A 24,227-nucleotide genomic window follows, 5' to 3' on the forward strand; every position below is an offset into this window, starting at 1 on the left:
GATAGATTACCGGTTAACAGAAATTAAATTCATCTCTATGCAATTTTTTTAGAACTTTTCGGAAGTAAGCTAGTCTACATATGTGAATATGATTCGAGCGACTGAGAAATCAGCATTTTAGATTTAGGAGTAGTCGGCTCGGATGAGTGGACAAATAAGTGATCAACAATTAGTTGAACGTGTACAGCAGGGAGATAAAAACGCTTTTAACCTTTTGGTGCTGAAATATCAAAACAAGGTCATGAGTTTGATTGCTCGCTACGTGCGTAATCAGGCAGACGTTGCCGATGTAGCTCAGGAAGCCTTTATAAAAGCTTACCGAGCCTTGCCCAATTTTCGTGGTGAAAGTGCTTTTTATACCTGGTTATACCGAATTGCGGTTAACACAGCGAAGAATCATTTGGTTGCACAGGGGCGACGCGCACCTGCAAATGATATCGATGCAGAGGAAGCCGAATATTACGATGGCAGCGACGCCTTAAAGGAGTTTGCATCTCCGGAGCGTTTGATGCTGTCGGATGAGATCCAGAAGGTTGTCTTTGACACCTTGGATACATTGCCAGAAGAATTAAAGATGGCTATTTCGTTGCGAGAGCTCGATGGTATGAGTTACGAAGAGATAGCGAACGTCATGGATTGCCCCGTCGGCACAGTAAGATCTCGGATCTTCAGGGCTAGAGAGGCGATTGATAAAAAGCTTCAGCCTTTGCTGGAGCAGTAGCATCCTTTAAATGAATACAGGTGAAAAATGGATAAATTAGGTCAGGAATGGGTATCCGCTGCCGTCGATGGTGAAATCGATGAGCAGATGTTAGCTGAACTTGCAGCTGATAAGGATTCACATGAGCAGTGGCGTGATTATCATATGATAGGCGACGCGATGCGTGGAGAGTTACCTAAGACTATACACTTAGACCTTTCTGCTAACATTGCTGCGGCAATCGAAAATGAACCCACAATCATAGCCCCCGTTAAGCGTGAAACGCCTAATGAGGTAAAAGTTAAAACGACGGGACTGAGTAATGTCATTCCTATGTTTAAACAATTTGGTCAGTATGCTATCGCTGCAAGCGTTGCTTTAGTGGCGGTTGTCGGTGTTCAAAATTATAGCCAACAAGAGAATGCGATCGATGCATCCCCTCTACCCGTGCTTAACACTCGTCCACTCATTGGCAGTGTGACACCAGTGAGCCTGCAAACTGGCCCCGTTCAACAGAATCAAAGTTTCACCAACGATCAGGTTATGGAGCAGCGTCAGCGCATTAATGCTTATATTCAGGATCACATGCTGCAACAAAGATTGAATAATGGGGTGCAAATAGACGACAATAGCCATAGTGAACTAGATTCAATCCCTGTGAATCATTAGTCTTATACCCAAACGACCTCGAAATGCAGGATTCAGCATGTCGAGAAGTGACAGAGTTCAAGGCATGAAATAGCGGGATTAGTTATTCTAATTTTATTTTCATAACGCAGAAACATGTTGCTTCTCGGCTTGCCCTTCGGGAGTTTCCGTAGAATATCTGCACTGCGTTAGTGATATTGAAAAGGGACTCACCATTCTCTTCAATCACAGCCTTGTGCACCCATCCTACGGGAGCTCTGAAACGAGCATTTTGAAGTGGCTTGGGTATATACCTATTTCGTTTTACTCGTAAGGAGTTAGCTTGCGTCTTATCCTATTGGGTTTGTTGTTTCTGAATTTCCCTGTGATGGCACAGGAAGTTATATCGGCTAAGGCTTGGCTGGAAAATATGAGTCAAGCCTTGCGTGAGCAAGAGTTTAAGATCTCCCTGATACAGCTTCAAGCTGATCATATAAGGCCATTAGTTTATATTCACGGTAAAATTGAAAACCAAGAAGTGGCTTTTCTCGAGCACCTCAATGGCCCGCCAAAAAATGCAGTCAGAGTTGGCCAGACTGTTACCTTTATTGAACATGACCAACCCGCATACAGTGTCGCTGCAAAACGCATACAAGGGCTCTTTCCGCCAGCATTTGCCGGTGATTTTTCCGCGTTAGAGTCGGGTTATCAGTTCGTTCTCGGTGGACGAACTCGCTTAGCCGGTCGTCCTAGCCAGTTAGTGCGCATTATTCCCAATGACGACTATCGTTACGGATACCAAGTATGGTTGGATATGGAAACATCACTTCCACTGCGTTATGACATGCTGACACAAGACAAGCAACTGCTTGAACAGATACTTGTGGTCGAGCTATTAGTGCTCGATGATGTTCCAGCTATTCTCCATGAAGCCTATAAACAGGAGTGGCCGGCCGTTGTCTCTCAATCTAAACGTGATACAGGAGATAATTGGCAGTTTAAATGGTTACCCACAGGTTTTGAGGTGTTGGTTAAAGATAGCCACAGACTCATGGGCAGTCATGAAGCTGTCGAATATATCGCCTTAAGCGATGGGATTGCCAATATTTCAGTGTATGTTGCAAGGGCCGGTGACGCTAAGATGCCCGAGGAGTTAGTGACACGAAATGGATTGTCATTAGCGACAGAGAGAGTGGGGAATGCTGAAATTGTTGCTGTGGGTAAGGTTCCTACAGAGACCTTGGTTCGCGTAGCCAAAAGCATAACGATTGAGTAACTGTGTCTTCGGGAGGTTAATCTTATGATGGAAGAGATGGCGAAGGTTATCCGGTGCGATAATCAGGGCTGGGTGACGGTTGAAGTCCAGGTCAAGAATGCCTGTAACCATTGTGATAATTCTGAGTCATGTGGAACCTCCGCCGTTTCAAAGGCATTTTCACCTAAGGTACAAGAGTTTTCAATTCCATCCGATACTCATTATGAGCCTGGAGAGTTACTCAGGCTTGGTTTGCCCGAGAGTGTTATTTTGAAGGCGGCTGCGCTGGTTTACTTAATGCCTCTGCTCGGTCTCTTTATTGGTGCAATGCTTGCCTCGCTGATATCCTATCAAATGGGGTTAATTAGCAGTGATCTCTTTGTTATTCCATTTGCGTTAGTCGGTGCTTTTCTTTTTTGGCGATTAGCCAAGACGAAAGCCCGACAGATGGAGTCCTTAAGTCAACCGATCATTCTCTCTCACTTAGGTCACTCCATTTAATTTCTGTAAAGCCACTTTTTAGCCTTAAAAATGAGCTTTATCCGGGTATTCGATTGGTATTAGTCCGTCGATCGGGTACAATTCGGCACTTTTGATAATTTCAACTTCGAGTAGTAATCAATCCATAACATGAAGCACATTAGAAACTTTTCGATTATTGCCCATATCGACCACGGCAAATCAACTCTCTCCGATCGTTTGATTCAAGAATGCGACGGTCTTTCTGAGCGTGAAATGGCAGCCCAGGTACTGGACTCAATGGATATTGAGCGTGAACGCGGCATTACCATTAAGGCACAGAGTGTTACTCTCGATTATAAAGCTCAAGATGGTGAAACATACCAATTGAACTTTATTGATACACCTGGTCATGTCGATTTTTCCTATGAGGTCTCACGCTCTCTTGCAGCTTGTGAAGGTGCACTCTTAGTGGTGGATGCCGGACAGGGTGTAGAAGCTCAGACTCTGGCAAACTGTTATACCGCGTTAGAGATGGATATGGACGTTGTTCCGGTTTTGAACAAGATAGACTTACCTCAGGCCGATCCAGATCGTGTCGCCGATGAGATTGAAGATATCGTTGGTATCGAAGCGACTGACGCGGTGCGTTGCTCTGCAAAAACCGGCATCGGTATTAAAGACGTGCTTGAAGTTATCGTTGCGCAAATTCCACCACCTGAAGGTGATCCAGAAGGGCCTCTGCAAGCTCTGATCATCGACTCTTGGTTCGATAGTTACCAAGGGGTTGTGTCACTGGTTCGAATTAAAAATGGTGTATTGAGAAAAGGCGACAAGTTTAAGGTTATGTCTACAGGACAAAACTATAACGCTGATCGCGTGGGTATATTCACCCCTAAACAAACAGATACCACTGAGCTGAAAACCGGTGAAGTCGGTTTTGTTATTGCGGGCATTAAAGAGATCCACGGTGCTCCAGTGGGGGATACCTTGACTCATGCCAAGCATGGTGCAGAAAAGCCTCTTGCTGGTTTTAAAAAGGTTAAGCCTCAGGTTTATGCGGGCTTATTTCCTATCTCGACCGACGATTATGAGAGCTTCCGTGATGCATTGAACAAGCTTAGCTTGAATGATGCCTCTTTGTTCTTTGAGCCAGAAACATCGTCTGCGTTGGGCTTTGGTTTCCGTATTGGTTTCCTCGGACTACTGCACATGGAGATCATCCAGGAACGTTTAGAGCGTGAATATAATCTGGATTTGATCACTACGGCGCCTACGGTTGTCTATGAGATTGTAAAGACGACAGGTGAAACTATCTATGTCGATAATCCGTCGGATCTACCAGCGATAAACAATATAGAAGAGATGCGCGAACCGATAGTAGAGACCAATATATTGGTACCCAAGGAATATTTGGGTAACGTGATCACCCTGTGTGTAGAAAAACGTGGTGTGCAGAAGAACTTGGTTTACCACGGTAATCAAGTGGCGCTAACTTATGAGTTACCGATGGCTGAAGTGGTCATGGACTTCTTCGACCGTCTTAAGTCGACCAGCCGTGGTTATGCATCTCTTGAGTATAACTTTATCCGTTTTGAGCCAGCAGACATGGTACGTCTGGATATTCTTATCAATGGTGACAGAGTCGATGCCTTAGCAATGATCATCCACAAAGGCTTGATCCGCTCTAAAGGGCTGGCACTTGTGAATAAGATGAAAGAGCTTATTCCACGTCAGATGTTTGATATTGCGGTTCAAGCGGCGGTAGGCAGTCAGGTTATCGCTCGTTCATCGATTAAAGCGATGCGTAAAGACGTAACGGCTAAGTGTTATGGTGGTGATGTTTCTCGTAAGAAGAAGCTACTTAACAAGCAAAAAGAAGGTAAGAAGCGTATGAAGCAGGTGGGTAATGTGGAAGTCCCACAAGAAGCCTTCCTCGCCGTGCTTAAGCTCAATGATTAACGGCTAATTCGTTAAGAATTGTTAATAGTGAGCAAAAAAAGGCGCCGCAGTTTGCGGCGCTTTCGTTACTAACGTATAACTGACCTATTCGTCTGTGATACGCGATTATTTGACCGCGTATCTATTAGAAATAGCATTATTTGTTTTAAGGCAGGAGTTAATTATCTATGGCAGCCTATTTTTCCCTTATCTTGGTATTAGTGACTCTGAGTAGTGGCCTGGTTTGGATGGCCGACGCATTGTTACTTGCACCTAAGCGTCGTGCAAAGCTTGCGATGGCGCAAGCGGTGGACGCAGATATCAGTGAAGAAGTCGCCGAAAAAATCACTCGTGAACCCGCACTCGTTGAGACGTCTCGTTCTATTTTTCCTGTGATCGCATTTGTACTTATTTTACGTTCGTTTATTTATGAACCGTTTCAGATCCCATCGGGTTCTATGATGCCAACACTCTTAGTCGGCGATTTTATCTTGGTTGAGAAGTTCAGTTACGGGCTTAAAGATCCTGTGTGGCGCAACCAGTTGGTTGAGAATAATAAGCCTGAACGTGGTGATGTGACTGTATTTAAGTATCCGGTCGACCCTAGAATAGATTATATCAAGCGAGTAGTGGGTCTGCCTGGTGATAGAATTGTTTACCGTAATAAACAGCTCTATATACAGCCGGCGTGTGGTGAGGGTGTAGAGACTTGCCCTGAACTTAAGCAGGTATCTCGAGAGTCGGTTAATCAAGGTGAATTTGCTCAAAACGGGACACCGCTACTGCGTTATACAGAGCAATTAGGCGAAGTGAGTCATGATATTTTGATCAATCCGAGTCGCCCCGATCCTTTGGGATATTACTTCCGTGAAGGTAACCTTCCTGTTGGGGAGTTCATTGTCCCTGAAGGCCAATATTTTATGATGGGTGACAACCGTGATAACAGTACCGATAGTCGTTTCTGGGGATTCGTACCCGAAGAGAACCTGGTCGGTAAAGCGGTTGCTATCTGGATTAGTTTTGAATTTGAACGAACGGCAGCCGACTTCTTACCAGGCTGGATCCCAACGGGTGTACGTTTCGAGCGCGTAGGTGGAATTACTTAAGATGGAACCGATTAAAAACATGCCTAGATTATGTCGAACTTTAGGTTATGAGTTCAACGACCAATCGCTACTCGAGCATGCATTAACACACCGCAGTGCGTCCAGTAAACATAATGAAAGGCTAGAGTTCCTTGGCGACTCTATACTATCTATTATTATCTCTGATGCACTGTTTCATCAATTTCCTAAGGCCACTGAGGGCGATCTGAGTCGTATGCGTGCCACATTAGTTTGTGGAAAAATGCTGGCTGAGATCGGTTTCGAGTTTAAATTAGGTGATTACCTGAATTTAGGCCCGGGAGAGTTGAAAAGCGGTGGATTCAGAAGAGAGTCAATCATTGCCGATGCCGTTGAAGCCATTATAGGCGCTGTCTACATCGATTCAGGTGTCGAAAAGTGTCGCCGTTTAGTGCTGAGTTGGTATGAGTCACGTCTTGCGACTATCCAGCCGGTAAACCAGAAAGATCCTAAAACCTTGTTGCAGGAGTTGTTGCAAGGTTTTAAAAAGCCTCTTCCAGTCTATAAAGTCACAGACATTAAAGGTGAGGCGCACGCGCAAACCTTTACGGTGGAGTGTTATGTTGAAGAGTTAAGCAAGCCGGTTATCGGTATTGCAAGTTCCCGTAGAAAAGCGGAGCAGCTAGCGGCTGCCGACGCTTTGGAGTTAATGAAGAGATGACCAAGAAAAACGCGCCAGCAAAAAATGAAGCGGGTAAGCAGAACGAACCTAGCTTAGATGAACTGTTGGCACAGATGAACAATCCCTCATCGGATGCAAAATACGATGTGACGTATTGTGGCATGGTAGCGATTGTTGGTCGACCAAATGTGGGTAAATCTACGTTACTCAACAAACTGCTTGGTCAGAAGATCAGTATCACCTCTAAGAAGCCTCAGACAACACGTCATCGCATCATGGGTATTCATACCGATGGCGCACGTCAGGTGGTGTTTATCGATACGCCTGGCTTGCACATGGAAGAGAAACGAGCCATCAACCGCTTGATGAACCGTGCTGCGGCCAGTTCATTAGCCGAAGTTAGCCTGGTGATCTTTGTCGTCGACGGCATGACCTGGACCGAAGACGATGAGATGGTTTTGCGTAAGTTGCAAAGCCGTGATGATGGTCGTAAGACAGTATTGGCGATCAACAAGGTCGATAACATCAAAGATAAGGAAGCACTTTTCCCTTACCTCGAAGCGTTGTCGAAGAAGTTTGAGTTTGATGAAATACTGCCGATTTCAGCGACTCAGGGCACCAATGTTCAGCGTATCTTAGATATGTCAGTCGAATCCGTGCCAGAGTCTCAACATTTCTTCCCGGAAGACTATGTCACCGATCGCTCACAGAAGTTTATGGCATCTGAAATCGTCCGTGAGAAGCTGATGCGCTTCTTAGGGGATGAGCTACCTTACGATTGTACGGTTGAGATTGAGCAGTTTAAGATGATGGAAAATGGCGTCTATCAGATTAATGCCTTGGTCCTTGTCGAGCGTGAAACACAGAAGCGTATGGTGATCGGCAACAAGGGCGATCGCATCAAGAAGATTAGCTCGGCTGCCCGCGTCGATATGGAAGTCTTGTTCGACAACAAGGTGTTCCTCGAGATGTGGGTTAAGGTTAAATCCGGTTGGGCCGATGACGAACGTGCACTTCGCAGCTTAGGCTATGGCGAGGAGTAACTCTCTTCGCACAATAATGCCTCTTGACTCGGTAATGATTCATTGCCGGGTTGATGGGCATTTTTTTTGCGTTAAAACTGGCTTAACGCCAGTGCCATTGAGGTTTATACCAATTCCATTAAATATGTGCCCAATTCAGAGCTACCTCAGGGCTTTCAATTCAAGGCGTATTGATGAGGAAATGGTTGCTCCCTTTTGAGGCAATACAAAGAAGAAGTGGAAGCCATGAGAAGCTCACGTAGTGCGGGTTTTAAAGCACTTTATGTTACGTACGCGGCTTTCGAGATAGAATAACTATTAGCTTCAATCCACCTACTTGCCTACAGCACTTTAAATTCCCGCTGAATGAGCAACTACTTAATGGAATTGGTATTAATTAATGTTGCGTGGTTATGTGCTGCACACTCGTCCCTTTCGTGACTCGAGTGTATTAGTGAATATGTTGGTCGATGGACAGGGGAGAGTCGATTGCGTCGCTCGTTTAGGGAGTGGCAAGAGCTCAATCAAAAGTATTTTACAACCTTTTCAGCCCCTTCTTTTTGAACTTTCCGGCCGCACCAGCCTTAAAAACCTCACCCAAGTCGAAGCTGCGAGTCCGGCTATTCCTTTAAGTGGCGAGGTGAGCTTTTCGGGATTCTATCTCAATGAGTTACTCGTACGCTGCACCAGTGTCGATCATGGTGGTGAGGCACTCTTCTTTACCTACCACAGAACCTTGATGGCGATGGCTGCCGGTTTCTGCCAGAGTCAGCTAAGGTACTTTGAGCTCGAACTGCTCAAAGAGATAGGCTTGATGCCGACACTTATCGTCGACATCAGCCAAGACGCCATCGAAGCCGATTACTACTATCGATTGCTGCCCGATGAAGGTTTTATCAGCGCTCTGGGCCCTAAGAGATCTCACTATAGCGGAGAGATGTTGTTGGCTCTGAATGAGCATAAGTTACTGCCTGCACATTTCAAACAGGCCAAACATTTGATGCGCCTCATGTTAGCCCCCTGCTTGGGTGATAAACCTCTGAAGTCGAGGGGGCTATTTAAATACCGACCGACATCACCGATAGCTAAGTAGGTTTACACTGGTTTTCCCCCGCGACAGTCGTTTTTACACTGGTTTTTCCCCGCGACATTAGTACAATAGCTTCAATAATATTTTGACGGCGTGAATACTGAATAACGCCGCCCTATCCCCCTATTTTCTGAGGAATTTCCATGAGCCGTATTTTACTGGGTGTTAATATCGATCACATCGCGACCTTACGTCAGGCCCGTGGGACATCGTATCCGGATCCTGTTCATGCCGCTGCGGTTGCTGAACATGCCGGAGCCGAAGGGATCACGGTTCATTTGCGTGAAGACAGACGCCATATCATTGACCGTGATATCTACCTGTTAGCCAAAACATTAAAAACGCGCATGAATTTTGAGATGGCTGTAACAGATGAGATGCTCGATATCGCCTGTGAAGTTAAACCGACCTATGTATGCCTGGTACCTGAGAAACGTGAAGAGCTCACGACAGAAGGCGGTTTAGATGTCGCGGGTCAGATGGGGAAGGTCGGTGCGGCTGTGCAACGTCTCGATGAGGTCGGGATCAAGGTCTCTCTGTTTATCGATGCCGATAAAACTCAGATCGATGCCGCAGTCGAAGTTGGCGCACCTCTGATTGAAATTCACACAGGTTGTTACGCCGATGCCGAAAATGAAGCCGAAGAGGCCAAAGAGCTGGCACGTATCACCGAGATGGCCAAATACGCTCACTCTAAGGGCTTAATCGTGAATGCCGGCCATGGACTTCACTACCATAACGTTAAGCCTATCGCTGCAATCCCAGAGCTCTACGAGCTTAACATCGGCCATGCAATCATCGCCCGCGCTGCTATCGACGGTCTGGCAACAGCCGTTAAAGATATGAAGCAACTGATGAACGAAGGTCGCAGAGGCGAGTAGGTTATTAGGCTCGAGGTATGAGTTCCTAGGAACTTCTCAGCTTTAAGGAGTTTTCATGATTGTTGGTTTAGGCACCGATATTGCCGAGATAGAACGTATCGAGCAAAAAGTACCGCAAGCTGGCGATCATGAGTCTCTGGTTCAGTGTCGCCTGGCCAAGCGCGTGCTGACAGAGTCTGAAATGGTGATATTTGTTGCCTCATCAAAGCCCGGGCGTTACCTGGCCAAGCGCTTCGCAGCCAAAGAGGCTGCCGCCAAAGCTTTAGGCACAGGCATTGGCCGCGGTGTATCATTTCAACATATCGAAATATCCAATGATGCTAATGGTGCACCAATCGTTAGTTTCAGCGATGGAGCGGCAGAAAGGCTCGCCCTTTTAGGTGGCGTTCGCGGACATATCTCGATTGCCGATGAGAAGCACTATGCGACAGCAACAGTCATTCTTGAATCATAAAGAGTTGAGTCTTAGGGATAAGACTCGATTATCCCTTTAAATTGTCATTTGAGGGTTAATTGAAAGTCGCTCCTTCAATTTAATCTATCACCTGCGGTGAGTGCTGTGCATGGATGCACTAATGTCGTGAAGGTAGGATGCCTAGTAAAGACCTGATGTGTAGATGCTACTGCGAACCGCCGCAAGCACGTCCTTGTGGGCTCTACCAAAACTTCCATGTTTTGGAAGCTCGCAGTTGCATCTACACTAGGTTTTCTAAAGCATGTGATTTGTAGTGGTCAACCATGACGATTAGATTGTGCTCGCGGCTAGTCACTGAAGTGTTTAACGATGGAGAGGAAAAGGTGAGGAGCGCCGCATGGCGGTTAGTGGCTGATATATGGAGTTATAAGCTTTGGTCTATCAGTCCTGGTTTATAGAGTTAGTTTTCTAGGCTTGGCTTTATAGGCTTTCGATTCTGTTGCGGCCATTGCTTTTGGCTTGATATAGCGACTTGTCGATGCGCTGAAATAGAGCTTCTATAGTGTCCTTATCTGTGCATTCGGTGACTCCGAAACTACAGGTAATATATAGACCGGGTTCTATCTCAAATTGGCTGATTAACGTTCTTAGTTTCTCGGTCGCAATGAGTGCTTTTTTAACTGTTAGTTCCGGAAATATGAGGACAAACTCTTCACCTCCCCATCGAGCAAAGAAATCCAGCTCTCTGATATTAGCGGATACCAGCTTACACAATTTTTGCAGGATATCGTCGCCTATCTTATGGCCGTAGGTGTCGTTTACATTTTTGAATAGATCTATGTCAAAAATGGCTAAGGAGAGGGGATGGTTGTATCTCCTTGAGCGTAATACCTCTTTTTTTAACTCTTTTTCAAAGCTTCTGCGATTAGCGATGTTGGTGAGAAGGTCTATATTTGAAAGGAGATCGACCTCTCTAATTTTCTCTTCAAGCTCCTGGTTTTTATTTTCCAACTCTTTTGCATTAATCTTGATCAAATTATCCAGCGACATATTGTCTTGTTGCAGGAGTTTATTTAGCTTGCAGACCTCATCTTCAGCTAACTTTTTATTATGAATATTATGGTGTGCGCCAATCATTCTGGCGACGGTACCATCGGCCTTATAAGCCTGGATCTTGGCCCGGTCGATTATCCATAGGTAACTGCCATCAGACTTTTTACAGCGGTATTCGATAAGGTATTGAGTCGATTGTCCGGTTATATATTGCTCGAAGTGTGCCATCACTCTCTTGTAGTCATCTGGATGAATGATATTTTCCCAGGTAAAAACGTTCTCTTGAAAGATTCCTACTTCATGGCCAAGCATGCGATACCATCCCGGGCTGCGGGTTACATGGCCTGTCTCACCGTTCCAGTCCCATGTTCCCTCGACGATTAAATCCAGGATAGCATTTAGGGTGGTGTCTGACTCTGTGACTTCACTATGTTTATAGGTATCGTTCATCTGTTACTTATATGTTGATTTTATTTTGTTTTCTTTAATATAGTTGAGTTTGTATGCCTAAAACAAATTAATCTTTTTAGTTTGTTATCTGACCTCAATATTGCTTCTCTATTTGGGCTCGCTATTAGTAAAGAAATGTCTGAAAATTCAGGTTAAACGAGACCATAACGCTATTCCGTTGAATTTTTACTCTATTAATGAATTCAGAAATACATTAGGTTAGTGATAAATGAGACTGGCGTCACACTTAATGATAGAGGTGAAGAGATGAAATCCGCCGAAGAGCAGTTATCGACTTATAAGAGTGTTCATTTGAACCCGAAGAATATTAAGACTCATTTTGTCGGTATTCCGCTGATTATCTGGTCTCTGTTCTTACTGCTCAATCTTATTCCGGTGAAGTTTTTTGCTCTGGATGTGCCCGCCATCAGTATCAATGTCGCGACGGCCTTTGCTATTGGCGTTCTCATCTATTACATCAGGCTGCATACTCGCCTGGCCATAGGGTTAACCTTGTTTATCATTCCGGTACTTTATACCTCGCATCTTGTGGCTCAGCTACAGGGGGCGGTTTGGATAGCGCTAGCCGTGTTTGTTATTGGTTGGGTGTTTCAACTGATAGGTCATCAATATGAGAAGGCAAAGCCTGCATTTGTGGATGACTTGAATCAGTTGCTTATTGGTCCGTTCTTTTTAATGGCCGAAGTGTATTTTATGCTTGGGCTCGAGAAAGAGTTAGATAAGCGGATAACGCCGATGGCGATTGATAAGCGACGGGTACTTGAAACAGAGCGCCGCGCGGCACGTAGATGATGGGTCGATTGGTATTACTGAAGGTGTTCATTTTAAAGTCCTAAATATGTAGATACATTTAGGACAGGAGATCCATCTGAACGTAAAAGGCGCCTGAGGCGCCTTTATATTTTTGGTCACATTGAACTGTATTTCCGGTTTAGCGTTTCTTGAGTGTTTCATGTTTCTTGGGGGCTATATAATACTGCGGCATCACCCTGACAGTTTTGACCCTATTGTCGGCTACATCTATGACTTCCAGAGGGTAGCCCGCGATCCGCATGCTAGTATTTGGGGCCGGGATCTCTTCGAGATACTCCACGATAAGGCCGTTTAGTGTCTTAGGACCATCGATAGGAAAGTCCCATTGCATCTCTTTATTCATCTCACGAATATTAATGCTCGCTTCAATTAAGAAACTGCCATCTTGTTGCTTGTTGATATCTTCGCTGGGCGTGGTGACCATGGAGGTCGTAAAGTCACCGACAATCTCCTCGAGGATATCTTCGAGGGTCACTAAGCCCTGAATGTCACCATATTCATCGACCACTAGCCCTATACGTTCCTTATTCTGTTGAAAGTTACCCAGCTGTACGTTGAGCGGTGTGCCCTCAGGGATGAAGTAGAGCTCTTTTACGGCGCGCAGTAGTGAAGACTTACTGAACTGCTCTTTGGATTGCAATCTAAGTGCATCACGAAGGTGAACGAAGCCAACGGCATCGTCGATATTGTCTCTGTATAACAGTACGCGAGTATGCGGGCTCTGAATAACCTGCTTATTAATGCTCTTAAACTCGTCGTTGATATTGATGGCGTATAGGTCTGAACGCGGCACCATAATGTCTTCAACTGTCACTTTTTCAAGATCCATGATGGATAGCAGCATCTCTTGGTGACGTCTGGGGATCAATGCCCCAGCTTCATGAACGACGGTTCTCAGCTCCTCCTGACTCAGTGCATCTGATGCTTTTATTGAGTGAATCCCGAGCAGATGAAGGAAGCCTGAAGTAATTAAGTTTACGGCCTTTACCAATGGCGAGAGGATTACCAGCAGCCATTTAAGGATTAAGCTTGATGGGAAGGCGATGCGTTCAGGGTGAAGTGCTGCAACGGTTTTAGGGGTGACTTCGGCGAATACTAAGACAACTAAGGTTAACACTCCAGTGGCAATGGCGACCCCCACATCACCAAACAATCGGATTCCAATGATGGTCGCAATAGCGGAAGCCAGAATGTTGACCAGGTTGTTACCGATGAGAATAAGCCCTATGAGTCTGTCTGGCCTTTCAAGCATTTTTATTGCCCGTTGTGCGCCCTTATGGCCGCTGGAGGCTAAGTGCTTTAGACGATAGCGGTTGAGTGTCATCATGGCGGTTTCAGACCCGGAAAAATAGGCTGAAATAATGAGTAGCACAGCAAGGATGATCAGGAGTGCGCTTGTCGATATCGCGTCCAAAAAGGAGCTCCAGTGTTGGGTGAGATCATGTTATAAAAACATAAAATAAGCGTAAGAAACTAGTAATTACAGCTAATCGGGGAAAGTGTCAAGTTAGCCTTATTGGTTAGGGAAAATTCAAATTACTGAATATCTGAACAAATAAGGCTTACTCGGGCTATAGCTTGAGGTTTACTCACGCCATCATTAGGTAAGAATAAGCTCTTTGACTATTCGTGCGCCAAAATAGGCGAGCGATAGCAGGGTAGCGCCGGATAGAGTATAGAGCACGGCGGTTCTTATTTTGCAGCCCACCCAATATTGCTGTGCAAGCATCGCAATATAGGTAAACCAGGCGATGATAGAGAGTATCGCCTTGTGTCCTTTTCCTTCTGAGAACATATCATCGAGGAAAATAAAACCAGTCGCTAGCGAGAGGCTTAATAGAATAACGCCGACGATGACCAAATGATAAAGTTGCTTCTCAACTGTCATCAGAGGCGGCATAGCGGGACTCATGATGAGTTTCTTACTCTTTAACTTATGTTGAATAATGGCAAGCTGTATCGCGTATAGCGCCGCGATCATCAAGGCGCTGTAAGCCATGAGTGATAACACCACATGAGACAGCACATCCGGATGAAGTTCGAAATGAGTTATATACTCAGGTGGAACAAGCCATAGAAGCGCAACGGAGATGATTGAGCAGGCATAAATCACGGGCACGACTATTATCATTTTTAGTCTGAATAACAGTATCGTGAAGGTGAAAGCGATAATCCAGTTCACCATAGATATTACATTGGTCAGGCTAAAGTTTTGACCGTCGCCGGTAAAAATTGCCTGAGAGAGTGCAGCGGCATGAAGTACTACGGCTATTGCTGCAAAGGCGGCAACAATGCGTCGATTAGGGCCGTCGGCATGAAAGAGGCGACTAACCACTAGCACTAAGGCAATGCAGTAAAATAACATGGCTGAAGCGGAAAATATGACCATTGAGTATTAACCTATCGTTTGTGTTTGCAATGCACCGATTGTTGACGATACAGTCAAATGTATCGAACAGGAAAAGTTCACATGTAAATCTTATTCCTAGAATAACACGAGCGACAACCAATTGTGCAGTAGGTTAGCGTACAAAAATTAGTTCTTTCTGAGCGTTAGGCCTAAGTTTCACACATTTCTAAGCGTCAGGATGGGCTTTATACTTCACATATACACTTCCCTTGTACAACTAGCATATACATCTCACATTGCTTTAGTGATATTGGCGCTGCCTTAGCCGATGGCGTAACAGACCTTCGAGCATTGGAGCGTCGAGCCATTTTCAGAACAGCGCTCCAAAAATCCGAGTATGGGCTGAGTTCGGGGGGATTAATCACTCCCCCAGTTAAGGCTTTATATTTTAGACCCTCCCTGCTACGAGCAGCCTATTGGCCATTTAGTCTTATATTGAATATTTTGCTTATACAAAGGGGAGAAATTGGCAGTATTTAGGTTTGCCCCGTGTAACGGTATTCATAGAATATCAGCACTTCATGCTTGATAGCGGCGAGTGCCCCCTTATCATAATTACTCTTATCTGGGGGAGTTGAGGGGCCCCACGCTGGCATCTTAAGTTGGCTTGGGTATATAATACGCGCCATCAATGTAAATTCTAAACGGTAAAGAACTCGATAATGTTTGAGAACCTAACGGACAGACTGTCACGAACGCTGAAAAATATCAGTGGTCGTGGGCGCTTAACTGAAGATAATGTTAAGGATACCTTACGAGAAGTGCGCATGGCGCTACTTGAGGCTGATGTTGCTTTGCCTGTTGTACGAGCTTTCGTCAACGGTGTAAAAGAACGTGCTGTAGGCTTGGAGGTTTCAAAAAGTTTAAGTCCGGGTCAGGCATTTATTAAGATAGTCCAGAGCGAGTTAAAAAACGCGATGGGCGAGGCGAACGAAGGGTTAGACCTATCGGCTCAACCTCCAGCTGTCATTATGGTCGCGGGTCTGCAAGGTGCCGGTAAAACAACCAGTGTTGCCAAGTTATCTAAGTTCCTACGTGAAAGAGATAAAAAATCGGTTCTGGTTGTCAGTGCCGACGTTTATCGTCCTGCGGCGATTAAACAGCTTGAAACATTGGCCGCTGAGGTGGAAGTCGAATTTTTCCCGTCAGACGTTAGCCAGAAGCCTATCGATATCGTCAATGCGGCCATGGCTCACGCCAAGCTGAAGTTTATCGACGTGGTGATTGTCGATACTGCAGGTCGTTTACATGTCGATGAAGGCATGATGGATGAGATCAAGGCGCTACACGCCGCGGTTAATCCTGTCGAAACACTTTTTGTTGTCGATGCCATGACGGGGCAAGATGCGGCCAATACGGCTAAAGCCTTTAATGAAGCGCTGCCATTAACCGGTGTCGTATTGACCAAGGTCGATGGTGATGCTCGAGGCGGTGCTGCATTATCTATTCGTCACATTACCGGCAAACCGATTAAATTCTTAGGTGTGGGCGAGAAAACTGACGCACTTGAGCCATTCCATCCGGATCGTATTGCATCACGTATCTTAGGTATGGGTGATGTACTGTCACTGATTGAAGAAGTTGAACGCGGCGTCGATAAAGACAAGGCGATGAAACTTGCTTCTAAAGTGAAGAAAGGTGGCAGTTTCGATCTTGAAGATTTCCGTGAGCAACTTCAGCAGATGAAGAACATGGGTGGCATGATGGGCATGATTGAGAAGCTTCCCGGTGTTGGGCAATTGCCTCCCGAAGCCTTAGCCCAAGTACAAAATGGCAAGATGACTAATCAGATGGAAGCCATTATCAACTCTATGACCAAAGGTGAGCGCGCTCGTCCTGATGTGATAAAAGGTTCACGTAAGCGCCGTATCGCTCAAGGTTCAGGCACTCAGATACAAGACGTTAACCGTCTACTGAAGCAGTTCAGCCAGATGCAGAAGATGATGAAGAAGATGTCTGGTAAAGGTGGCATGAAGAAGATGATGCGCGGTATGGGTGGCATGTTGCCTCCGGGAATGAAGATGCCGGGTCGCTAGAACAAACCACATTTATAAATTAATGAGCCCACAGATGCTAATATTGATGTCTGTGGGCTTTCTATTTACGTCGGTCTCAGCTGTATAATTCAGCTGAATAGCCGTAAATAAAGGTTAAAAAACATTGTCACCAATTTCCATTTTATTGGATAGACTTTAATCAGAATTGGTATATTTGGTTGCATTCGCTGGCGAGTAAGGTAAACTCGTCCGGCTTTCTATCTGGGACTCTTCGCGAACACGGGATCCCAGTTTTTATTTTTGCTTCATTTTGGAAGCAAATCATTAGAGGATAAAAGACGCATGGTTACCATTCGTTTAGCTCGTGGCGGCGCAAAAAAGCGTCCATTTTACAACATCGTAGTTGCTGATAGCCGTAATGCTCGTGACGGTCGTTTCATCGAACGTGTTGGTTTCTTCAACCCAATGGCTCGTGGCCAGGAAGAAACTCTACGTTTAGACCTAGCTCGCGTTGAGCACTGGGTTGCTACTGGTGCTGCTACATCTGATCGTGTAGCAAAGCTAATCAAAGACGCACGTAAAGCTGCTGCTTAATAGCGTTAAGGTATAGATTGATGAGTAGTAAACAAGAACCTGTTGTGCTGGGGAAATTAGGATCCAGTCATGGCATTAAGGGTTGGTTGAAGATCACTACCTATACCGATTCTGTTGAAGGTATTTTTGACTATTCACCTTGGTTGATAAAAGAGCAAGGCGAATGGCGCGAGGTTAAAGTGCTCCAGTGGCGTTTTCAAGGTAAAGCGGTTGTCGCTTGTCTTGAGGGCGTAGAAACACGGGAACACGCGCAAATGCTCACTAATTGTGAGATAGCGGTGACTCCAGAGCAGATGGACACCTTGCCGGAAGATGAATTCTACTGGCGAGATCTTATCGGTTGTGAAGTGATGAATACCAAAGGCTACAACATGGGTAAAGTTCAGGAGATCGTGGAAACAGGATCGAATGATGTACTCCTTGTTAAAGCTAACGCAAAAGATGGCTTCGGCAAAGCGGAACGTATGATCCCCTTTGTCACCGAGCAGTTCATCATTGAGGTGAACTTAACGGAAAAACAGATCACAGTGGATTGGGATCCGGACTTTTAAGTCGAGGTAGAACATATGCGGTTAGGGGTAGTAACCCTGTTTCCTGAGATGTTTCGCGCCGTAACAGACTTTGGAGTAACGGGTCGGGCCGTTAAAAATGGCCTGCTGGAGTTGCAAACGTGGAATCCTCGTGATTTCACCCATGATAAACATAAGACAGTGGATGACCGACCTTATGGCGGTGGCCCTGGCATGTTAATGATGGTGCAGCCTTTACGCGACGCTATTCATGCGGCGAAAGCTGCGACTGGCGACAGTGCGAAGGTGATTTATCTATCTCCTCAAGGACGCAAGCTGACACAGCAAGGCGTCGAAGAGTTAGCTAAGTCAGAAAGTTTGATTTTAGTGTGCGGTCGATACGAAGGTGTTGATGAGCGCATTATTCAGACTGAAGTGGATGAAGAGTGGTCTATTGGAGATTACGTGCTTTCGGGCGGTGAACTTCCTGCAATGACTCTGATTGATTCAGTATCACGGCTGGTTCCTGGTGTACTAGGAAAGAAAGCCTCGGCAGAGCAGGATTCCTTCTCTGACGGATTATTGGATTGTCCCCACTATACTCGTCCTGAAACCTTGGATAGTTTAGATGTACCGGCAGTGTTGTTAAGTGGCAACCACGAACATATTAGACGCTGGCGTCTACAACAGAGTCTCGGTAGAACTTTGTTAAGACGACCAGATTTATTAGAAAATCTAGCTCTGACTGACGAACAAACGAAGCTGTTAAATGAGTTTGTTGAATAAACGAACCCAAGTGGATAGTTACGATCGGTTATTTCTAGTATGGAGTTTATTTCATGAATAACATCATTAAAATGCTCAACGAAGAGCAAATGAAGCAAGATGTACCAGAGTTTGGTGCAGGTGACACAGTAGTTGTTAAAGTACGTGTTGTAGAAGGCGGTAAAGAGCGTCTACAGGCGTTCGAAGGCGTTGTAATCGCTAAGCGTAACCGCGGCGTTCACTCTGCATTCACAGTACGTAAAATCTCTAATGGTGAAGGTGTTGAGCGTGCGTTCCAGATTCACAGCCCAATCATCTCTAGCATCGAAGTTAAGCGTCGCGGCCGTGTTCGTCGTGCTAAGCTTTACTACTTACGTGAGCGTTCAGGTAAGTCTGCACGTATCCGTGAGAAGCTAGCTACTAAGTAATTTAGTAGTACGCAGTAAAAAAAGATGCAGTGTTCGCACAACAACCCGCCTTATGGCGGGTTTTTGTGTTTTAAGGGGGCAGCTTATGTAGGACCGGCTTCAGCCGGGAAGCTATTTTCATTTGAGTCCTATCGCGTATAACCTAAAACCTAGGTCCTTTCCCCTTCATTCCATGAATTTTCCTCTTGTTAGCAGTTCGCTCTTGATCTTATCTGAAAGCACAGGCATAGTTAGTTTTAACTTGTAATGGTGTAGCAGTACGCCTTTACGGTTTTAAGGTTGAACACAGGCTAGTAATGTAGCGAAGCTCAGTTTTTCAGAAGTCATCAGGTGGTAAGCATGCAACAAGATACAATTAATAATGTTCATATCAGTTCAGAGAAAGTATTAGTGACCCCGCAGGAGTTAAAACTTGAGCTCCCTCTATCTGAGCATGCCTATCATTATGTGTTAAATGCACGTAAGACCGTTGCCGATATCGTCCATAAGCGTGATAACCGCGTGCTTATAGTCACCGGTCCCTGCTCAATCCATGATATTGCTTCGGCGAAAGAGTACGCACTTAAACTCAAGAAACTTCATGATGAGCTGAGCGATGAGTTCTACATTCTTATGCGGGTATACTTCGAAAAGCCTCGTACAACGGTTGGTTGGAAAGGCATGATCAATGACCCGGATATGGATGAGTCATTCGACGTCGAAAAGGGGTTACGTCAGGCCAGAGAGTTGATGATCTGGTTAGCTGAGCTTGGCTTGCCGGTGGCTACCGAAGCCTTAGACCCTATCAGTCCGCAGTACATGTCAGAGTTGGTGACTTGGTCTGCAATTGGGGCTCGTACCACCGAGTCACAAACCCACAGAGAGATGGCGTCGGGTTTATCTATGCCTGTTGGGTTTAAAAATGGTACCGATGGCAAGTTAGGAGTCGCAATTAATGCTCTGGAATCTGCCGCCAGTGGTCACCGTTTCATGGGGATTAACCAGAAAGGACAAGTTGCCCTGTTGCAAACCGCGGGTAATCCAGACGGTCATGTGATCTTACGCGGTGGAAAAAAACCTAACTATGATTCTGTCAGTGTCGCCGAGTGTGAGCGTCAGCTGCACAGTGCAAATCTTAATGCGCGTTTAATCGTCGATTGTAGCCACGGAAATTCATCGAAGGATCATCGCAAGCAGAAGGGCGTATGTGAAGATGTGTTTGGCCAGATTTCAGCCGGCAATCAATCCATCATAGGCGTCATGTTAGAGAGTCACCTAAATGAGGGAAATCAGAGTAGCAATAAGCCCATGGACGAGCTCGCTTACGGGGTCTCAGTGACCGATGCCTGCATCGATTGGGAAACCACTGAACAGATATTGCGTGAAGGTTCGGCCTTATTATCTTCAGTTTTACCTACTCGATTTGATATGCTTAAGGTTGCCAATGCCTGATTTGGTTAGCTCATAGCTGCTTTGAATAGATATATTCTCTATATCTGATGACTTTTTTGTGATGGATAGATGATCGATGAATGAAAAAACAACGGCTGAACTGGAAAACTTAAGAGGCTTGATAGATGGTGTCGATCAACAATTGATCCATCTCTTAAGGAAACGATTGGATTTAGTCGCTCAGGTTGGCGCGGTTAAACACGGGGCTGGTCTTCCTATCTATGCGCCACAACGTGAAGCGTCAATGTTGGCTAAGCGTCGGGGCGAAGCGCAGAAGATGGATGTCTCTCCTCAACTGATTGAGGATATATTGAGACGCTTGATGCGTGAGTCCTACCTCAATGAGAAGGATGTTGGCTTTAAACAAGTGAATCCGGATCTTGGTCATGTCGTCTTGGTTGGAGGGGAGGGTAAGCTAGGTGGTTTATTCGCTCAAATGCTGACGTTATCCGGATATCAGGTCAAAGTGCTGGATAAAGATGACTGGTGCAGAGCGACAGCAATTTTCGATGGAGCCGGGTTAGTGATAGTCACTGTCCCTATCGCTATAACATGCTCTCTGATAAAAGAGAAACTTACCGAGCTACCACAAGATTGTATTCTTGCCGACCTTACCTCTATTAAGGGAGAGCCTGTTAATGCAATGCTCGAGGCGCATAAAGGTCCTGTAGTCGGTTTACACCCAATGTTTGGACCCGATGTCGGTAGCTTAGCCAAACAGGTGGTCGTGGTATGTCATGGTCGTGGGAGTCAAGATTATCAATGGCTGCTCGAACAGATACAGATCTGGGGAGCCCGTCTCGTAGAAGCCGAGCCTGAGCGTCATGATAAGGCGATGCAACTGGTTCAGGCTATGCGCCACTTCTCCTCCTTCGTCTATGGGTTTAACCTCTACAAAGAGGAGGCAGACATTGAGTCTCTGTTGCAGTTTAGCTCACCCATCTATCGACTCGAGCTGGCGATGGTGGGTCGACTCTTTGCGCAAAGTCCGGAGCTGTATGCGGATATTATCTTTGCCCAAAAAGAGAGTCTTAAAGCAATCGGGGATTATTTAGATAATTATTCTCAGGCTCTGTCACTGCTGCAATCGGGTGATCGCGAGGCGTTTGTGTCTCAGTTCAAAGAGGTCGCGCAATGGTTTGGAGATTTTGCTCCTCAATTCCAACGCGAGAGCCGGGCCATGTTGCAGTCGGTTAATGATATGAAGACTGACTAACTTACTTAAATTTAAATACTTTTATGTGTTTTTGAGAATTGGGAGCTAATGCTCCCTTTTTGTTTTACACCACCGCTATATTTCTAATGTTTAGAATATTCATACCAGTTGCATTAAATAATTAACCAATTCAGAGCCCCTCAGGATTTTCAATTCAAGACGCATTGATGAGGAAATGGTTACTCCCTTTTAAGTCAATGCAAAGCAGAAGTGGGAAGCCTGAGGGGCTCACTTAGTGCGACTGATGTTTAAAGCAAAGGGCAAAGCCCTTTATGCTGCACTGGATGCTTTCGATATACGACTGCATGGTCTATTTTTGTTCCATACAAAATATGACATTTCCTCCCTCCGTGGAGGTCAGATGCAGGAGGTAGAGCAACGCAGGAGCTTGTTGCCGAGAATAACTATTAGCTTCAATCATCTTATAGCCACATGGAAGTGGCGTATGTCTATATTGCAGGAGCAAATATAGCCCTTGCCTACAGGGCTTTGAATTCTCGCTGAATGGTCAGGTACTTAATGCAATTGGTATTATAATTTCCCTATCTTTATTAGGGGATTGTGAAGTTGATCTACTTCATAGTTTTCATCATTAAAACAAATATTGCTTCGAAGCTGACACTAATAGATTTATAATCAGCTAAAACATGCAAATAAAAAGCATGATTAAAACCAGGAGCAGTCGTAATGTTTTGTATTCAGTGTGAACAAACAATTAGAACCCCAGCAGGAAATGGTTGTAGCTATTCTCAAGGAATGTGCGGAAAGCTTGCCGAAACTTCCGATCTACAAGATCTACTTATCTATGTACTTCAAGGTGTATCTGCCTACGCGGTAAAGGCTCGTGAGTTCGATATTATCGACCATGAAATCGACACCTTCGTTCCTAAAGCCTTCTTTGCTACCTTGACCAACGTTAACTTCGATGACGCCAGACTCGTCGAGTATGTTGAGCAAGCTAACGCTTACCGTGGACGTCTGCAAGATGCCTATGAGACCGCATGTGCTGCTAAAGGCGTTACTCCTGCAGAGTTGAGTGCTCCAGCGCAATTAATTTTAGCTACTTCAAAGCCAGAGATGATCACTCAGGCTGCACTAGCTGCTCCGAATCGTGGCGACGTTCACGAAGACATTTTGGGCCTTCGCCTTTTATGTCTATACGGCCTTAAAGGTGCGGCTGCTTATATGGAGCATGCGCGCGTTCTTAGCCAGACTAATGATGAGGTTGCAGGTCAATTCCATGAGATCATGGCTTTCCTTGGTGAAGATTCTGTCGATGCCGATAAGCTTTTCGCTACATCAATGGATATTGGTCAGTTAAACTACAAAGTGATGGCAATGCTTGATGAAGGTGAGACAGAATCCTTCGGTCACCCAGAGCCTACTCAAGTGAACACAGTTGCGGTAAAAGGTAAGGCTATCTTGGTTTCTGGCCATGATATGGTCGACCTTGAACTTATCCTTAAGCAAACTGAAGGTAAAGGCATCAACGTCTTTACTCACGGTGAGATGCTACCTGCATTGGCTTACCCTGAGTTTAAAAAGTATCCACACCTGGTGGGTAACTATGGCAGTGCTTGGCAGAACCAACAGAAAGAGTTTGCTAACTTCCCTGGTGCGGTAGTGATGACCTCTAACTGTATTGTCGATCCGAACGTAGGCAGCTACGCTGATCGTATCTACACTCGCAGTATCGTTGGCTGGCCGGGAGTGACTCACTTAGTGGGTGATGACTTTACTCCGGTTATTGAAAAAGCATTAGAGCTTGACGGCTTCATTTATGATGAGATCCCCCATCTTATCACCATAGGTTTTGCCCGAAATGCACTGATGGCCGCTGCTCCTGCAGTGATTGATAACGTGAAGAATGGTTCTATCAAGCACTTCTTCCTCGTCGGTGGTTGTGATGGTGATAAGGCTGAGCGTAGCTACTTCACCGATATTGCGACTCAGGCGCCAGATGATTCAGTAATTCTAACTCTGGGTTGTGGTAAGTATAAGTTTAACAAACTTGAGTTTGGTGATATCAACGGTATCCCGCGTCTTCTCGATATTGGCCAATGTAATGACTCCTACTCGGCTATTCAGCTGGCTATCGCTCTGTCTGAAGCATTTGAGTGTGAGATCAATGAGCTGCCATTGAGCATAGTGCTTTCATGGTTTGAGCAAAAGGCGATAGTTGTGTTGCTGACACTCTTGTCATTAGGCGTTAAGAATATTCGTACCGGTCCAACTCCTCCGGCATTCTTAACCGATAATCTGCTTAAAATATTGGAAGATAAGTTTGGTCTTCGTAATACAACGACCGTTGAAGATGATCTTAAGACAATTTTAAACGTCGCTTAATCTGCAAGTAAATTAGCTGACCATGCTTGTATTTTGTCATTGAGACAGATGCAAGATG

24 protein-coding genes are annotated in these 24,227 nt (G+C 45.3%); 20 read left to right on the forward strand and 4 right to left on the reverse strand.

Annotated features, from left to right (window positions below; all coding sequences use genetic code 11):
• Positions 1-142: 142 nt before the first annotated feature.
• The 11 genes from rpoE to acpS all read left to right on the forward strand — a co-directional run bounded on the left by rpoE (position 143) and on the right by acpS (position 10,175).
• Positions 143-721, forward strand: coding sequence for an RNA polymerase sigma factor RpoE (gene rpoE / locus EKG38_RS08870; protein WP_126519912.1), 579 nt, complete (start codon positions 143-145; stop codon positions 719-721).
• 27 nt (positions 722-748) lie between these two features.
• Positions 749-1,369, forward strand: coding sequence for a sigma-E factor negative regulatory protein (locus EKG38_RS08875; protein ID WP_126519913.1), 621 nt, complete (start codon positions 749-751; stop codon positions 1,367-1,369).
• Between the two features lie 301 nt (positions 1,370-1,670).
• Positions 1,671-2,603, forward strand: coding sequence for a MucB/RseB C-terminal domain-containing protein (locus EKG38_RS08880; protein WP_126519914.1), 933 nt, complete (start codon positions 1,671-1,673; stop codon positions 2,601-2,603).
• A 24-nt stretch (positions 2,604-2,627) separates the two neighbouring features.
• Positions 2,628-3,083 (forward strand): SoxR reducing system RseC family protein, encoded by a 456-nt coding sequence (locus tag EKG38_RS08885; protein WP_126519915.1) that lies wholly within the window; start codon positions 2,628-2,630, stop codon positions 3,081-3,083.
• A gap of 129 nt (positions 3,084-3,212) precedes the next feature.
• Positions 3,213-5,003, forward strand: a complete 1,791-nt coding sequence (gene lepA / locus EKG38_RS08890; RefSeq protein WP_126519916.1) for a translation elongation factor 4 — start codon at positions 3,213-3,215, stop codon at positions 5,001-5,003.
• Positions 5,004-5,170: 167 nt separating this feature from the next.
• On the forward strand, positions 5,171-6,088 hold the full coding sequence (gene lepB / locus EKG38_RS08895; protein ID WP_126519917.1) for a signal peptidase I: 918 nt from the start codon (positions 5,171-5,173) through the stop codon (positions 6,086-6,088).
• A 1-nt stretch (position 6,089) separates the two neighbouring features.
• Positions 6,090-6,767: a ribonuclease III gene (gene rnc, locus EKG38_RS08900; protein ID WP_126519918.1), complete on the forward strand. Its 678-nt coding sequence runs from the start codon at positions 6,090-6,092 to the stop codon at positions 6,765-6,767.
• The gene (era, locus tag EKG38_RS08905) at positions 6,764-7,771 is read left to right on the forward strand and encodes a GTPase Era (RefSeq protein ID WP_126519919.1); all 1,008 of its coding nucleotides are present in this window, start codon (positions 6,764-6,766) and stop codon (positions 7,769-7,771) included. The genes rnc and era overlap by 4 nt, the downstream gene beginning before the upstream one ends.
• Positions 7,772-8,150: 379 nt before the next feature.
• Complete coding sequence (recO, locus tag EKG38_RS08910; RefSeq protein ID WP_126519920.1) at positions 8,151-8,843, forward strand: DNA repair protein RecO; 693 nt, start codon at positions 8,151-8,153, stop codon at positions 8,841-8,843.
• Between the two features lie 140 nt (positions 8,844-8,983).
• Positions 8,984-9,721, forward strand: coding sequence for a pyridoxine 5'-phosphate synthase (gene pdxJ / locus EKG38_RS08915; protein ID WP_126519921.1), 738 nt, complete (start codon positions 8,984-8,986; stop codon positions 9,719-9,721).
• Positions 9,722-9,776: 55 nt separating this feature from the next.
• Positions 9,777-10,175: a holo-ACP synthase gene (acpS, locus tag EKG38_RS08920; RefSeq protein ID WP_126519922.1), complete on the forward strand. Its 399-nt coding sequence runs from the start codon at positions 9,777-9,779 to the stop codon at positions 10,173-10,175.
• 441 nt (positions 10,176-10,616) lie between these two features.
• Here the strand turns inward: acpS and EKG38_RS08925 are convergent, their stop codons facing one another.
• Positions 10,617-11,639, reverse strand: a complete 1,023-nt coding sequence (locus EKG38_RS08925) for a sensor domain-containing diguanylate cyclase (protein WP_126519923.1) — start codon at positions 11,637-11,639, stop codon at positions 10,617-10,619.
• A 267-nt stretch (positions 11,640-11,906) separates the two neighbouring features.
• On the opposite strand from EKG38_RS08925, the gene EKG38_RS08930 reads away from it, so the two are divergent.
• Positions 11,907-12,452: an Mpo1 family 2-hydroxy fatty acid dioxygenase gene (locus EKG38_RS08930; RefSeq protein ID WP_126519924.1), complete on the forward strand. Its 546-nt coding sequence runs from the start codon at positions 11,907-11,909 to the stop codon at positions 12,450-12,452.
• A gap of 139 nt (positions 12,453-12,591) precedes the next feature.
• Here EKG38_RS08930 and EKG38_RS08935 read toward each other — a convergent pair whose 3' ends face one another.
• The 3 genes from EKG38_RS08935 to EKG38_RS24920 all read right to left on the reverse strand — a co-directional run bounded on the left by EKG38_RS08935 (position 12,592) and on the right by EKG38_RS24920 (position 15,512).
• Positions 12,592-13,887 (reverse strand): HlyC/CorC family transporter, encoded by a 1,296-nt coding sequence (locus EKG38_RS08935; protein ID WP_126519925.1) that lies wholly within the window; start codon positions 13,885-13,887, stop codon positions 12,592-12,594.
• A gap of 186 nt (positions 13,888-14,073) precedes the next feature.
• Positions 14,074-14,862 carry a cytochrome C assembly family protein gene (locus EKG38_RS08940; protein WP_126519926.1) on the reverse strand — a complete coding sequence of 263 codons (789 nt, stop codon included), beginning with the start codon at positions 14,860-14,862 and terminating at the stop codon, positions 14,074-14,076.
• A 497-nt stretch (positions 14,863-15,359) separates the two neighbouring features.
• Positions 15,360-15,512: a hypothetical protein gene (locus tag EKG38_RS24920; RefSeq protein ID WP_185826820.1), complete on the reverse strand. Its 153-nt coding sequence runs from the start codon at positions 15,510-15,512 to the stop codon at positions 15,360-15,362.
• Between the two features lie 33 nt (positions 15,513-15,545).
• On the opposite strand from EKG38_RS24920, the gene ffh reads away from it, so the two are divergent.
• From ffh to hcp, 8 genes are all read left to right on the forward strand, one after another.
• The gene (gene ffh / locus EKG38_RS08945; RefSeq protein ID WP_126519927.1) at positions 15,546-16,919 is read left to right on the forward strand and encodes a signal recognition particle protein; all 1,374 of its coding nucleotides are present in this window, start codon (positions 15,546-15,548) and stop codon (positions 16,917-16,919) included.
• A gap of 303 nt (positions 16,920-17,222) precedes the next feature.
• Positions 17,223-17,474 (forward strand): 30S ribosomal protein S16, encoded by a 252-nt coding sequence (gene rpsP / locus EKG38_RS08950; RefSeq protein ID WP_012141506.1) that lies wholly within the window; start codon positions 17,223-17,225, stop codon positions 17,472-17,474.
• Positions 17,475-17,494: 20 nt separating this feature from the next.
• On the forward strand, positions 17,495-18,025 hold the full coding sequence (gene rimM / locus EKG38_RS08955) for a ribosome maturation factor RimM (RefSeq protein ID WP_012141507.1): 531 nt from the start codon (positions 17,495-17,497) through the stop codon (positions 18,023-18,025).
• Positions 18,026-18,040: 15 nt separating this feature from the next.
• Positions 18,041-18,769, forward strand: coding sequence for a tRNA (guanosine(37)-N1)-methyltransferase TrmD (gene trmD / locus EKG38_RS08960; RefSeq protein ID WP_126519928.1), 729 nt, complete (start codon positions 18,041-18,043; stop codon positions 18,767-18,769).
• 53 nt (positions 18,770-18,822) lie between these two features.
• Complete coding sequence (gene rplS / locus EKG38_RS08965; RefSeq protein WP_012141509.1) at positions 18,823-19,176, forward strand: 50S ribosomal protein L19; 354 nt, start codon at positions 18,823-18,825, stop codon at positions 19,174-19,176.
• 339 nt (positions 19,177-19,515) lie between these two features.
• Entirely contained in the window at positions 19,516-20,607 is a 1,092-nt protein-coding gene (locus tag EKG38_RS08970) for a 3-deoxy-7-phosphoheptulonate synthase (RefSeq protein WP_126519929.1), read from the forward strand.
• A 76-nt stretch (positions 20,608-20,683) separates the two neighbouring features.
• Entirely contained in the window at positions 20,684-21,823 is a 1,140-nt protein-coding gene (gene tyrA / locus EKG38_RS08975) for a bifunctional chorismate mutase/prephenate dehydrogenase (protein WP_126519930.1), read from the forward strand.
• Positions 21,824-22,510: 687 nt separating this feature from the next.
• Positions 22,511-24,169 (forward strand): hydroxylamine reductase, encoded by a 1,659-nt coding sequence (hcp, locus tag EKG38_RS08980; RefSeq protein ID WP_126519931.1) that lies wholly within the window; start codon positions 22,511-22,513, stop codon positions 24,167-24,169.
• Positions 24,170-24,227 lie beyond the last annotated feature (58 nt).

The organism is Shewanella canadensis, assembly GCF_003966225.1.
Classification (GTDB): Bacteria; Pseudomonadota; Gammaproteobacteria; order Enterobacterales; family Shewanellaceae; genus Shewanella; species Shewanella canadensis.

Coding starts and splice junctions, on each gene's coding strand:
- rpoE (WP_126519912.1), top strand. CDS start 143: ATGAGTGGACAAATAAGTGATCAACAATTAGTTGAACGTGTACAGCAG.
- EKG38_RS08875 (WP_126519913.1), top strand. CDS start 749: ATGGATAAATTAGGTCAGGAATGGGTATCCGCTGCCGTCGATGGTGAA.
- EKG38_RS08885 (WP_126519915.1), top strand. CDS start 2,628: ATGATGGAAGAGATGGCGAAGGTTATCCGGTGCGATAATCAGGGCTGG.
- lepA (WP_126519916.1), top strand. CDS start 3,213: ATGAAGCACATTAGAAACTTTTCGATTATTGCCCATATCGACCACGGC.
- lepB (WP_126519917.1), top strand. CDS start 5,171: ATGGCAGCCTATTTTTCCCTTATCTTGGTATTAGTGACTCTGAGTAGT.
- rnc (WP_126519918.1), top strand. CDS start 6,090: ATGGAACCGATTAAAAACATGCCTAGATTATGTCGAACTTTAGGTTAT.
- era (WP_126519919.1), top strand. CDS start 6,764: ATGACCAAGAAAAACGCGCCAGCAAAAAATGAAGCGGGTAAGCAGAAC.
- recO (WP_126519920.1), top strand. CDS start 8,151: ATGTTGCGTGGTTATGTGCTGCACACTCGTCCCTTTCGTGACTCGAGT.
- pdxJ (WP_126519921.1), top strand. CDS start 8,984: ATGAGCCGTATTTTACTGGGTGTTAATATCGATCACATCGCGACCTTA.
- acpS (WP_126519922.1), top strand. CDS start 9,777: ATGATTGTTGGTTTAGGCACCGATATTGCCGAGATAGAACGTATCGAG.
- EKG38_RS08925 (WP_126519923.1), bottom strand. CDS start 11,639: ATGAACGATACCTATAAACATAGTGAAGTCACAGAGTCAGACACCACC.
- EKG38_RS08930 (WP_126519924.1), top strand. CDS start 11,907: ATGAAATCCGCCGAAGAGCAGTTATCGACTTATAAGAGTGTTCATTTG.
- EKG38_RS08940 (WP_126519926.1), bottom strand. CDS start 14,862: ATGGTCATATTTTCCGCTTCAGCCATGTTATTTTACTGCATTGCCTTA.
- EKG38_RS24920 (WP_185826820.1), bottom strand. CDS start 15,512: ATGGCGCGTATTATATACCCAAGCCAACTTAAGATGCCAGCGTGGGGC.
- ffh (WP_126519927.1), top strand. CDS start 15,546: ATGTTTGAGAACCTAACGGACAGACTGTCACGAACGCTGAAAAATATC.
- rpsP (WP_012141506.1), top strand. CDS start 17,223: ATGGTTACCATTCGTTTAGCTCGTGGCGGCGCAAAAAAGCGTCCATTT.
- rimM (WP_012141507.1), top strand. CDS start 17,495: ATGAGTAGTAAACAAGAACCTGTTGTGCTGGGGAAATTAGGATCCAGT.
- trmD (WP_126519928.1), top strand. CDS start 18,041: ATGCGGTTAGGGGTAGTAACCCTGTTTCCTGAGATGTTTCGCGCCGTA.
- rplS (WP_012141509.1), top strand. CDS start 18,823: ATGAATAACATCATTAAAATGCTCAACGAAGAGCAAATGAAGCAAGAT.
- EKG38_RS08970 (WP_126519929.1), top strand. CDS start 19,516: ATGCAACAAGATACAATTAATAATGTTCATATCAGTTCAGAGAAAGTA.
- tyrA (WP_126519930.1), top strand. CDS start 20,684: ATGAATGAAAAAACAACGGCTGAACTGGAAAACTTAAGAGGCTTGATA.
- hcp (WP_126519931.1), top strand. CDS start 22,511: ATGTTTTGTATTCAGTGTGAACAAACAATTAGAACCCCAGCAGGAAAT.